The sequence below is a fragment of the Streptomyces sp. SYSU D01066-1 genome (genome assembly GCF_054956795.1).
Map to the genome: position 1 here is coordinate 101,272 of NZ_JBUDHV010000022.1, position 11,436 is coordinate 112,707.

Below are 11,436 nucleotides of genomic sequence, written 5' to 3' on the forward strand. Positions count from 1 at the left end.
CAGTGTTGGCGGAAACGGGACTTTACCGGTTCAGTACGCGCTGTCAGAGTGCGGAACCGGCCAACCACATCCGTGCTCGTCCGCCCGAAACGGAGCTGGTGCACATGAACCGCCGCAAGGTCACCGCCGGATCGATCGCCCTCCTCGCCCTGCTGGTCTCGGCCTGCACGGGCACCGGGGGGAGTTCCGAGGGCGCGGACGCCGAGGCGCCCGGCGACCCGGCGAACGTCTCCGGGACCATCACGGTCCTCACCCACCGGACCGACCTGGTGCAGGACGGGACGATGAAGAAGTACGCAGCCGAGTTCAACCGGACCTACCCGAAGGTGAAGGTCGAGTTCGACGGCCTCACCGACTACGAGGGCGAGGTCAAGATCCGCATGAACACGGAGGACTACGGCGACGTCCTGATGATCCCGGCCGTCGTGCAGAAGAAGGACTACCCGCGCTTCTTCGCCTCCCTGGGCAGCCAGGACGAGCTGTCGCGGAAGTACCGCTTCACCGGTTACTCCACCGTCGACGGCGAGGTCTACGGGCAGAGCCCGGTCGGCGTCGTCCCGGGCATGGTCTACAACAAGCGGGTCTGGCGGCAGGCCGGCGTCACCGACTGGCCCACCACCCCGGCCGAGTTCCTCGACGACCTGGAGGCCGTCGGGGCGAGGACCGACGCCGTGCCCTACTACACCAACTTCAAGGACATGTGGCCGCTGACCCAGTGGACCAACGTCAACGGCTCGGTCAGCTGCGACCCCCGGGCCACCGGCAGGCTCGCCGAGGGCGACCCGTGGGCCGAGGGCGCCGACCTGCGGGTGGGCGACACCCTGCTGCACGACATCGTCAGCGCCGGGCTGGCCGAGAAGGACCCGACCACCACCAACTGGGAGAGCTCCAAGCCGAAGCTGGCCAAGGGCGAGATCGCCACCATGTGGCTCGGCTCCTGGGCCGTGATCCAGATGCGGCAGGCGGCCCGGGAGGCGGGCACCGATCCGGACGACATCGGGTTCATGCCGTTCCCGGCGCAGAAGGACGGCACGTTCTGCGCGGTGACCTCGCCCGACTACCAGCAGGCCGTCAACGTGCACTCCGAGCACAAGGAGGCCGCCCGCGCCTGGATCGACTGGTTCACCGACAAGTCCGGCTACGCGGCGGCCGACCTGGCGCTCTCCCCGCTCAAGGACGCCCCGCTGCCCGACCTGCTGGAGCCGTACCAGGAGGCGGGCGTCGAGCTCATCGACCTCGACGACTCCAAGGGCGCCGAGGTGAAGGCCATCGACAACGCCTCCGAGGTCGGCATCTACCAGCCCGACTACCGCCAGGACCTCGTCGACCTGGCCCGGGGCGCGGCCGACGGCGACCTGGACAGCTTCTTCGAGCAGCTCAGCGAGAAGTGGAACGCGGCCCGGAAGACGGCGGGTTCCTGATGACGGACACCACCCCGAGGACGGCACGGGCACCTGTTTCGGCCCCCGTCCCCGCCCCGCGCCCGCGCCGCCGCCGGTGGACCCCCGCCCCCTGGCTGTTCCTGCTCGCCCCGCTCGCCCTGCTGATCGTCTTCACCTACGCGCCGATCGCCAACATGGTCGCGTACAGCTTCACCGACTGGGACGGCGTCAGCCCCGAGCTGCACTTCACCGGCGCCGGCAACTACGCGGAGATCTTCACCCGCGAGGACCTCTTCCGGGTCTTCTTCGTCAGCGGCTACTACCTCGCCGCCTCCGTCGTCCAGATCGCCGCCGCGCTGTACTTCGCGACGGTGCTGAGCTTCGACGTGCGCTTCCGGAACTTCTTCAAGGGCGTGCTGTTCTTCCCGTACCTGATCAACGGCGTCGCCATCGGCTTCGTCTTCCTGTACTTCTTCCAGGACGGCGGCACCCTCGACTCGGTGCTGGGCCTCTTCGGTCACGACGGCGACCACGCCTGGCTCGGGACGCCGACGTCGGCCAACGTCTCGCTCGCCGGGGTGTCGGTCTGGCGCTACACGGGCCTGAACTTCGTCCTCTTCCTGGGCGCGATCCAGTCCGTTTCGGGAGAGCTGTACGAGGCGGCCGAACTGGACGGGGCCAACCGGTGGCAGCAGTTCCGGCACATCATCGCGCCGAGCATCCGGCCGGTGATCGGACTGACCGTGATCCTCTCGGTCTCCGGCTCGCTGTCGGTCTTCGAGATCCCGTACATCATGACCGGCGGGGCGACCGGCACCGAGACCTTCGTGATCCAGACGGTGAAGCTGGCGTTCCAGTTCAACAAGACGGGGCTCGCCTCGGCGGCGGCCGTCGTGCTGCTGCTGATCGTCCTGGCGGTGACCTGGGTGCAGCGGCGCCTGGTCCCCGACGACCCGGACCGCAAACCCGAGCGGAAGGCGGAGCCCCTATGACCGGTACGACCCGCCGAGCCGTGGCCCGCGCGCTGGTGTACCTGTCGCTGGCCGTCGCGACCCTGGTCGTCCTGCTGCCGCTCGTCGTCGTCCTGCTGACCTCGCTGAAGACGTCGAGGGAGATGGCCGACGGCTCGGGCGCGCTGGCCCTGCCCGACAGCCTCCTCCACCTCGACAACTACGTGACCGCGTTCCGGGACGGCCGGATGCTCAGGGCCTTCGGCAACACCGCCTTCGTGCTGCTCTTCGCCATCGGCGGGACGGTGCTGATCGGGTCGATGGCGGCGTACGCGATCGACCGCTTCACCTTCCGCATGAGGAAGGCGGTACTGGCGCTGTTCCTGGTGGCCGCGCTGGTCCCGGGGGTCACCACCCAGGTGGCGACCTTCCAGATCGTCAACAGCCTCGGCATGTTCGACAGCCTGTGGGCGCCGGTCCTGCTCCACATGGGCACGGACATCGTGTCGATCTACATCTTCCTGCAGTTCATCCGGTCCATCCCGGTCTCCCTGGACGAGGCGGCCCGGGTGGAGGGCGCGGGTGCCTTCACGATCTACTGGAGGATCATCCTTCCGCTGCTGAGGCCCGCGGTCGCGACCGTCGTCATCGTCAAGGGCATCACCGTCTACAACGACTTCTACATCCCGTTCCTCTATCTGCCCTCCGAGGATCTTGGCGTGATCTCGACGTCGCTGTTCCGCTTCAAGGGGCCCTTCGGGGCGCACTGGGAGACGATCTCGGCAGGCGCGGTACTGGTCATCCTGCCGACGCTGATCGTCTTCCTCTTCCTCCAGCGGTTCATCTACAACGGCTTCACGCGCGGGGCGACGAAGTGAGGATCAGGACTCCTTCACCAGCGCCGTCACCAGCACGGGCGTCACCTGCTCCACCTGCCAGGGCCGGGCCCCGTGCGCGGCCAGCGCCGCGGCCACCGACCCGGCGTCGACCACGGCCGGGGGCTCCCAGCAGACCCGGCGCACGGTGTCCGGGGTGATCAGGTTCTCCTGCGGCATGGCCAGCTCCTCGGCCAGGGCCGTGATCGCGGCCCGCGCCGCGGAGAGCCGGGCCGCGGCGGCCGGGTCCTTGTCGGCCCAGGCGCGCGGCGGCGGGGGACCGGTCACCGGCTGCCCCGGCTGCGGAAGCTCGGACTCCGGCAGCGCCTTCGCCCGGTCCACCGCGGCCTGCCACTGCTCCAGCTGCCGGCGGTTGACCCGTCCGAAGCCGCTCAGCTGGGCCAGCGCGTGCACGTTGGGCGGCAGCGCGAGGGCGGCCTCGACGATGGCCGCGTCCCCGATCACCTTGCCCGGCGAAACGTCCCGGCGCTGGGCGACGCGGTCCCGGGTCCGCCACAGCTCCCGGACGACGGCGAGCTGCCGGCGCCGGCGCACCTTGTGCATGCCGGAGGTGCGGCGCCAGGGGTCCTTGCGGGGCTCGGGCGGCGGGGCGGAGGCGATGGCGTCGAACTCCTGCCGGGCCCACTCCAGCTTGCCCTGCCGGTCCAGCTCCTTCTCCAGCGCGTCCCGCAGGTCGACCAGCAGCTCCACGTCGAGGGCGGCGTAGCGCAGCCAGGGCTCGGGCAGCGGGCGGGTGGACCAGTCGACGGCGGAGTGGCCCTTCTCCAGGACGAAGCCGAGGACGCTCTCGACCATCGCGCCGAGACCGACCCGGGGGAACCCGGCGAGCCGCCCGGCCAGCTCGGTGTCGAACAGCCGCGTCGGCACCATCCCTATCTCCCGCAGACAGGGCAGGTCCTGGGTGGCGGCGTGCAGCACCCACTCGGCGTCCCGCAGCGCGTCGCCGAGCCCGGACAGGTCGGGGCAGGCCACCGGGTCGATCAGGGCGCTCCCGGCACCCTCGCGACGCAGCTGGACCAGATAGGCGCGCTGACCGTAGCGGTAGCCGGAGGCGCGCTCGGCGTCGACGGCGACGGGCCCGGACCCGGCCGCGAAGGCGGCGGTCACCTCGGCGAGCGCCGCCGCGTCGGCGATCACCGGCGGAATGCCCTCCCGGGGCTCAAGCAAGGGGACCGGCGTCTCCGCGACCTCCGTGACAGAAGTTCCGGTCTCGTCCGGAGGGGCGCCTTTGGTGGTGCGCGGTGCACGGCCTGCTGCGGTTTCGTGGGCGTCGGTCACCTGTCAAGGGTATCCGTGGATGCGCGACACCCGCCGACGGAACGTTCCGTCGGCGGGCACCGGGGGGTCGTATTCAGGTCAGCTGGGATGCGGAAGGCGGGGCGGGTCAGCGGAAGATGCGGGAGGCGGGGCGGGTCAGCGGGGGGACGCGGGAGGCGGGGCGGGTCAGTGGATGATGCCGGTGCGCAGGGCGACCGCGACCATGCCGGCGCGGTCGCCGGTGCCCAGCTTGCGGGCGATGCGGGCGAGGTGGCTCTTGACGGTCAGGGCGGACAGGCCCATGGAGACGCCGATCGCCTTGTTGGATTGGCCCTCCGCGACCAGGCGCAGCACCTCGACCTCACGGCCGGACAGCTCGCGGTAGCCGCCCGGGTGGCTCGGGGCACCCGGGGGGCGGCGGTGGAGGCGGGCGGCGGCGCCGATGGGGGCGGCACCGGGCCGGATGGGGAGCCCGATGTTGGTGCGGGTGCCCGTGACGACGTAGCCCTTGACGCCGCCGGCGAGGGCGTTGCGCACCGCGCCGATGTCATCGGCCGCGGAGAGGGCGAGGCCGTTGGGCCAGCCCGCGGCGCGGGTCTCGGACAGCAGGGTCAGGCCGGAGCCGTCGGGGAGATGGACGTCGGCGACGCAGATGTCGCGGGGGGTGCCGATGCGGGGACGAGCCTCCGCGACGGACGAGGCCTCGATGACGTCGCGCACACCGAGCGCCCACAGGTGGCGGGTGACGGTGGAACGGACGCGGGGGTCGGCCACGACCACCATGGCGGTCGGCTTGTTCGGGCGGTAGGCGACCAGGCTTGCGGGCTGCTCGAGGAGAACGGACACCAGGCCTCCTGGGTGCGGGGACGACGGGGCCGGCTCATGGGGAAGAAGCCGGGACGAACCGTGCTTTCAAGGTCACTGTCGTCTTCGGCACCGAACCTGTCCTCCTTTAGAGAACGATCACGATCCGGTGAGTAACAATCCGAACAATTCGGACAAGCGGTCGATCGCTCGAAGACCGGACGGTTTCGTTCTGCGTCGTTACGCGCCCGAAAGTGGCCGTATCGACAAAGTGACCTGACCGGTTAGGGAGAAAAAGAACGGAGGGCACGGCTGCTGCCGTACCCTCCGTCCCGCACTCCCGGCTAGCGAGGACGCGGCCCCCGGCGCTGGGGCAGCGTCACCACCGACGCGTCGCCCGGACCGGCCGGCGGCAACCCGCCGACCTGGGCCAGCAGATCGCACCAGGCGCCCAGGTGCGCGGCGGTGTCCGGCACCCCGCCCAGGCCCTCGCGCGGGGTCCAGGAGGCGCGGATCTCGATCTGCGAGGCGGCGGGGCGCGCGGACAGGCCGCCGAAGTGGTGCGAGCTGGCGCGCGTCACCGTGCCGGCGGCCTCGCCGTAGGAGAGCCCGCGTCCCTCCAGGGCGCCGGTGAGCCAGGTCCAGCACACCTCCGGCAGCAGCGGGTCGGCGGCCAGCTCCGGCTCCAGCTCCGCGCGCACCAGGGTCACCAGCCGGAAGGTGCCCTGCCAGGCGTCGTGCCCGGCCGGGTCGTACAGCAGCACCAGGCGCCCGTCCGCCAGGTCCTCCTCGCCGTCGACGACCGCGGCCTCCAGCGCGTACGCGTACGGCGCCAGCCGCTGCGGCGGGCGGGTCGCCTCCACCTCGACCTGCGGGCGCGGCCGCGTCGCCCGCAACGCGTCGACGGCGGCCCGGAACGGCAGCGGAGCCGTACTCCCCGGATGTCCGACGCCGTCCGCACCGTCCTTGTCGTCGTTGTCCTTGGACGGGTCCGTTCCTCCAGCGCCGTCCGACAGTCGTCCCTGAGCCGCAGCCATGCGGGGAAGGTTAAGGGGAACGGGGCCCCGGCGCGGGGAGGACACCCGCGACGGGGCGCGATGTCAGGATCACGCGGCGCACGGACGGGGGAGGGCGGCGCACGGTCCGGCGCGGCGGCCGGGCCGCCCGCCCCGGCGTGCCCCGCGGTCCGGGACGGTCGCCGGGGCGTGCGAGACTTTCCGTCGTGAGTGCCAACCAGAGCCCCGACCAGAGCCCCGCGGGTCAGCCGCCGGCCGCCACGTACGACTCCGCCTTCCTCAAGGCGTGCAGGCGTGAACCGGTGCCGCACACGCCCGTGTGGTTCATGCGCCAGGCCGGACGCTCGCTGCCGGAGTACCGCAAGGTGCGCGAGGGCATCCCCATGCTGGAGTCCTGCATGCGGCCCGAGCTGGTCGCCGAGATCACCCTCCAGCCGGTCCGCCGGCACGGGGTGGACGCGGCGATCTACTTCAGCGACATCGTCGTCCCGCTCAAGGCGATCGGTATCGACCTCGACATCAAGCCCGGCGTCGGCCCGGTCGTCGAGAACCCGGTCCGCACCCGTGCCGACCTGGCCCGGCTGCGCGACCTGACCCCCGAGGACGTGTCCTACGTCACCGAGGCGATCGGTCTGCTCGCCGCCGAACTCGGCGAGACCCCGCTGATCGGCTTCGCGGGCGCCCCCTTCACCCTCGCCAGCTACCTCGTGGAGGGCGGCCCGTCCCGCAACCACGAGCACACCAAGGCGATGATGTACGGCGACCCGCGGCTGTGGGCCGACCTGCTCGACCGCCTCGCCGAGATCACCGGCGCCTTCCTGAAGGTGCAGATCGAGGCGGGCGCCAGCGCCGTCCAGCTCTTCGACTCCTGGGTCGGCGCCCTCGCCCCGGCCGACTACCGCCGCTCGGTGCTGCCCGCCTCCGCCAAGGTCTTCGACGCCGTCGCCGGCTACGGCGTCCCGCGCATCCACTTCGGCGTCGGCACCGGCGAACTCCTCGGCCTGCTGGGCGAGGCCGGCGCGGACGTGGTCGGCGTCGACTGGCGGGTCCCGCTGGACGAGGCCGCCCGCCGCGTCGGCCCCGGCAAGGCGCTCCAGGGCAACCTGGACCCGGCCGTCCTCTTCTCCTCCCGCGAGGCCGTCGAGGCCAAGACCGGCGAGATCCTCGCCGCCGCCGAGGGGCTGGAGGGCCACGTCTTCAACCTCGGCCACGGCGTCCTGCCGGCCACCGACCCCGACGCGCTGACCCGCCTCGTGGAGTACGTGCACACGCACACCTCGCGCTGACCCCGTACGCCCCACGCCCCACGACGACGGCCGGAAGTGAACGGCCGGCGAACCGGGCCGGGCGATAGGGTGGCCGCGTCGGGCTTGTGTCCGGTTCTGCGGCTTCCGCCCGGCCCCGCCCGTACGCGCCCCGCCGCCTCCGCGCCGGCCGCGCGCGGCCGTTCCCGTGATCGTTCCCGTGGTCGTTCTCGTGGTCGATCTCGTGGTGTTCCACGATTGCCCGCGTCCCGGCAGACACAAGAATGTGGTTCTGGCCCTCTGGCCACTCACGCCATCCGGCCGCATGCCACGCCCTCCATGCCGCACCCCCCTGTGGTCCGCCTCATCGTGGAGGCGGGGCACCGCGCGCGTGCGGCGCGTCGGCCGCGGCCCGTCCTCGTGAACGCGCGACCGTGCCGTTCGCATCCGATGAAAGGACCCGGCGGGTTGCTAGCCGACAACACGCCCCGTACGCGCGCCGCACGGCACGCCTCCCGGACGGTGCGGCCGCAACGGGACGCCCTGGGCGGGGCCGGCGCGGCGCAGGCCGCTTCCGCGCCGGTCGACACCCTCCTCGCCGCGTCCGTCGCCAGACGCTTCTACCTCGACAACCAGTCGAAGGTGGACATCGCCCGGGAGTTCGGCATCAGCCGCTTCAAGGTGGCCCGCCTCCTGGAGGCCGCCGTGGCGCACGACATCGTGCGGATCGACATCACCGTCCCGGCGGAACTCGACGTCCCGCTCGCCCGGACCCTGGCGTCCCGTTTCGGACTGCGGCACTGCGTCGTGGTCGACCCGGCCCGCAGCGCGGCCGGCGCGGTGCCCCCGGCGGACCGGCGGCAGGACGGCCGCTGGCTCGCGGCGGCGGCCGCGCAGCTGATCTCGGAGATCACCGAGGAGGGCGAGGTCCTCGGCCTCGACGGCAGCCGCCCGGTGCAGGCGCTCAGCGAGGCCGTGGTCCGGCTGCCCGCCTGCCAGGTGGTCCAGCTGACCGGCGTGCACGGCCCCGACCTCGCCGCCGACGCGGCGGTCACCGCCGTCCGCCGTACCGCCGCGGCCGGCGGCGGCCGGGCCTTCCCCCTGCACGCCCCCTTCATCCTGCCGGACGCCCCGACGGCCGCCCTGCTGCGCAGCCAGCCGGCCACCGCCGAGACGCTGCACCAGTTCGACCGGGTGACCAAGGCCGTCGTCGGCGTCGAGACGTGGGAGACCGCCTCCGCGCCGGTGTACGACGCCCTGAGCGAGCGGGAACGGGACACCTACCGGGCGTTCGGCGCGTGCGCCGAGGTGGCCGGCCACCTCTTCGACGCGGCCGGCCAGGTCCTCCCCACGGAGTTCAACGCCCGCGTCATCTCCGTCAGCGCCGCCCAGCTCCGCGGCGTACCGGAGCTGATCGGCCTCGCGGAGGGGGAGCGGTCCGCCGGGGCGCTGCGCGCCGTCCTGAAGTCGGGCCTCCTCACCGGCGTCGTCGTGGACGCGGCGACCGCCCGCCGCCTCCTGTGGTCCGACCGCCCGGACGACACGCCGCGGGCGCGGCCCGCGACCGTCACCGAGCTGCCGGCCCGAACCACCGAGTGAGGACAGCGATGACCCAGCAGGGCACCGAGCGAACCGGTGCGGACGGGGCGGCCGTGCCCGTCCCGGACGACATCCGGGAGGCGGGCCGGCGCAGTCCGGACCACTGGCTGGGGGTGGTGGACCCGATGTGGTCCGGCGAGGGGAAGCCCCCCGAGTGGGCCACGGTCGGCCGGTGGCGGTCCGGGGCGACCGGTGAGATCGAGGAATGGCAGGACAACCCCGACTACCGGCCGTCGCCCGGCGCGCTCGGCTGGCCCGCGCCGGAGGACGAGGTGGACCGGGCCGTCCAGCTCGCCGTGACCGGCTACGGGCCGGGCGACGCGGTGGTCCGCGAGCTCCTCGGCCGCGAGGTGGCCGTCCTGACCGCTCCCGGCGGCGGACCGCTGTCCGCGGTGACCCCGGACGGCGTCCCCGCCGTCCCGCTGTTCACCTCACCGGTCTTCCTGCACGCCGCCGGGCGCTTCGGGTACGCGCTGATGGGCGTCGACGCCCTCGTGCCGCAGGTCCCCGACGGCCACGTGCTCTACCTCAACCCCACCGGACCGGCCGGCATGACGCTCGAACCCGACGCCGTACGGGCCGCCCTCCGCGACGGCCCGGCGGACCCCGCCGGCCCGGCACCCGCCGTCCCCACAGCCCCCGCAGCCCCCGCCGTCCCCGTCGCCTCCGGTGACTGGACGGCCGGCGCGGCGACGGACCCGGCCGGGGACGGCCGCCGGGCACGGGGGGCGGACGCGTGAGCCGCTGGTCGTCCGCCTTCCCGGGCCGGCGCGGCAGGTCCGGGTCCCGGCGCGAGGCGCGCGGACCGGTCGCCGGCCCGGACGCCGCCGGGCCCCGGAGCGCCGGCGCCGGCCTGCCCGTCGAGGAGATCGACGGGGTCCTGCTGGTGCGCTCGGTGGAGGACGACTCCTTCCCGCTGGCCACGCTCGCCGACGTGGCGCACGCCCTCGGCGCGGAGGAGGACGTCGTCACGGTGATGGTCGGCGCCGCCGACGCGGGCGGGGCACCGGACGCCGGACTCTGGGGCCGGCTGGGTGCCCTGCTGGACTCCCTGCGCGCCAAGGGCACGCGCCGGATACGGCTGGCCATGTCCGGCGCCGGCGACGACCGGCCGGACCGGCCCAGCGTCGCCCGCCGGATCGCCGACGCCTGGCAGCTGGAGGTCGTCGCTCCGGAGGGAGCGGTACTGATCACCCCCGGGGGCGCGCTGTTCGTCCAGGGGGACTCCTCGCAGGGCCACGGCTGGCGGCGCTTCACACCCGGTCAGGAACCCAGGAAACTGGGGCCGCGGGCCCCGGAGCCCGTCTGGCAGGAGGCGCTGGGCCGGGTGCCCTCGCGGACCACCGGCGGCTGTGTGGTGGACCAGATACCGGCGGGCGTCCTGATGCGGCCGGCCGAGGCCCCCGCACCGGGCCCCGACGACCTGTGCTTCGCGGTGCCGGTCGACGTCGAACGCCCCACCGTGCTGGTCGGGATGCCCGGGGCGGAGGACGTCGCGGCCGACGAGGTGGCCGCCGTGCTCGCCGCGCTGCCCGTGGCGCACCGGTCCCGCGTCCGGCTCGCGCCGGGGGGCCGCCGAGACCTGCTGCGGCTCGGCCAGTCGGTCTCCGACCTGCTGGGCGGCGAGGTGGAGGTGCTCACCGGCCTGCCGCTGCTCGACGACCACGCGCCGCCCGGAGTGCCGCCCCGGCCGACGCTGGTGGGCACGGACGGCCGGCCGAGCTGGCGGCCGTTCGTGGCGTCCGTGGCCTGCCGGCCCGCCGAGGCGGAAGGCGGGGTGCACGCGCCACGGCTGGTGGAGAGCCACCCGCCCGACTGGATCCCCGGCGGCGACGCGTCCGGGACCGTGCGGCTGACGGACCGCTGGCACGCCATGGTGACCCGGTCGGGACTCGCGCTGTGGGAACAGGACGGTCCCCGGCCGCCGCTGGCGGGGTCCGCGGTGGACCCCGACGCCTGCGTCATCGAACTGGGCGTGCCGGGGAAGGCGTTGGACGACTCCCTGCTGCCCGCGCTGGCCAGGCTGCTGGCCGGGCTCGGCTCGGGGATCAGGGCGAGGGCGACGCTGCTGGTGCGCGGGCGGCTCACCGCGGGCGAGGGCGAACTGCGCCGGCTGGCCGCCGAACACGGGGTCCAGGCCATCCGTTACGTCACTCCCAGGAGGGGGCCGGGGCCCGGGCCGGCGGCTGGCCGTCCCGTTCCGGCCGCCCCCGGCGCGGCGGCCCCGGGGCGGGCGCCTGCCGGGCCGGCCGCGCGGCAGACGCCGGCCCTCGCCGGACCGGCCGTCG

Annotated in this window: 9 protein-coding genes and 1 pseudogene; 7 read left to right on the forward strand and 3 right to left on the reverse strand. The window is 73.8% G+C overall.

Annotated elements, in window-relative coordinates:
- The first annotated feature begins 104 nt into the window (after positions 1 to 104).
- Genes ACY1JF_RS20605 through ACY1JF_RS20615 form a run of 3 tightly spaced genes read left to right on the forward strand, consistent with a single transcriptional unit; the run spans position 105 to position 3,210 of the window.
- Positions 105 to 1,421: an ABC transporter substrate-binding protein gene (locus tag ACY1JF_RS20605; protein WP_462706640.1), complete on the forward strand. Its 1,317-nt coding sequence runs from the start codon at positions 105 to 107 to the stop codon at positions 1,419 to 1,421.
- A complete protein-coding gene (locus tag ACY1JF_RS20610) occupies positions 1,421 to 2,374 on the forward strand; it encodes a carbohydrate ABC transporter permease (protein WP_462706641.1) in 954 nt (317 codons plus the stop codon). The genes ACY1JF_RS20605 and ACY1JF_RS20610 overlap by 1 nt, the downstream gene beginning before the upstream one ends.
- On the forward strand, positions 2,371 to 3,210 hold the full coding sequence (locus ACY1JF_RS20615; protein WP_462706642.1) for a carbohydrate ABC transporter permease: 840 nt from the start codon (positions 2,371 to 2,373) through the stop codon (positions 3,208 to 3,210). Before ACY1JF_RS20610 ends, ACY1JF_RS20615 begins: the two co-directional genes overlap by 4 nt.
- Before the next feature lie 3 nt (positions 3,211 to 3,213).
- Here ACY1JF_RS20615 and ACY1JF_RS20620 read toward each other — a convergent pair whose 3' ends face one another.
- The 3 genes from ACY1JF_RS20620 to ACY1JF_RS20630 all read right to left on the reverse strand — a co-directional run bounded on the left by ACY1JF_RS20620 (position 3,214) and on the right by ACY1JF_RS20630 (position 6,326).
- Positions 3,214 to 4,506 (reverse strand): HRDC domain-containing protein, encoded by a 1,293-nt coding sequence (locus ACY1JF_RS20620; protein WP_462706643.1) that lies wholly within the window; start codon positions 4,504 to 4,506, stop codon positions 3,214 to 3,216.
- A gap of 165 nt (positions 4,507 to 4,671) precedes the next feature.
- Positions 4,672 to 5,331, reverse strand: coding sequence for a helix-turn-helix transcriptional regulator (locus ACY1JF_RS20625; RefSeq protein WP_462706644.1), 660 nt, complete (start codon positions 5,329 to 5,331; stop codon positions 4,672 to 4,674).
- A gap of 302 nt (positions 5,332 to 5,633) precedes the next feature.
- Positions 5,634 to 6,326: a DUF3000 domain-containing protein gene (locus ACY1JF_RS20630; protein WP_462706645.1), complete on the reverse strand. Its 693-nt coding sequence runs from the start codon at positions 6,324 to 6,326 to the stop codon at positions 5,634 to 5,636.
- Between the two features lie 185 nt (positions 6,327 to 6,511).
- Between ACY1JF_RS20630 and hemE the strand changes: the two genes are divergently transcribed.
- From hemE to ACY1JF_RS20650, 4 genes and pseudogenes are all read left to right on the forward strand, one after another.
- Positions 6,512 to 7,591, forward strand: a complete 1,080-nt coding sequence (gene hemE, locus ACY1JF_RS20635) for a uroporphyrinogen decarboxylase (RefSeq protein ID WP_462706646.1) — start codon at positions 6,512 to 6,514, stop codon at positions 7,589 to 7,591.
- Positions 7,592 to 8,017: 426 nt separating this feature from the next.
- Positions 8,018 to 9,148 (forward strand): sugar-binding transcriptional regulator, encoded by a 1,131-nt coding sequence (locus tag ACY1JF_RS20640; RefSeq protein WP_462706647.1) that lies wholly within the window; start codon positions 8,018 to 8,020, stop codon positions 9,146 to 9,148.
- 8 nt (positions 9,149 to 9,156) lie between these two features.
- Positions 9,157 to 9,888, forward strand: a complete 732-nt coding sequence (locus ACY1JF_RS20645) for a type VII secretion system-associated protein (protein ID WP_462706648.1) — start codon at positions 9,157 to 9,159, stop codon at positions 9,886 to 9,888.
- Positions 9,885 to 11,436: pseudogene (locus ACY1JF_RS20650) on the forward strand (hypothetical protein); the annotation flags it as partial. The gene ACY1JF_RS20645 and the pseudogene ACY1JF_RS20650, both read left to right, overlap by 4 nt.

Coding starts and splice junctions, on each gene's coding strand:
- ACY1JF_RS20605 (WP_462706640.1), top strand. CDS start 105: ATGAACCGCCGCAAGGTCACCGCCGGATCGATCGCCCTCCTCGCCCTG.
- ACY1JF_RS20610 (WP_462706641.1), top strand. CDS start 1,421: ATGACGGACACCACCCCGAGGACGGCACGGGCACCTGTTTCGGCCCCC.
- ACY1JF_RS20615 (WP_462706642.1), top strand. CDS start 2,371: ATGACCGGTACGACCCGCCGAGCCGTGGCCCGCGCGCTGGTGTACCTG.
- ACY1JF_RS20630 (WP_462706645.1), bottom strand. CDS start 6,326: ATGGCTGCGGCTCAGGGACGACTGTCGGACGGCGCTGGAGGAACGGAC.
- ACY1JF_RS20645 (WP_462706648.1), top strand. CDS start 9,157: ATGACCCAGCAGGGCACCGAGCGAACCGGTGCGGACGGGGCGGCCGTG.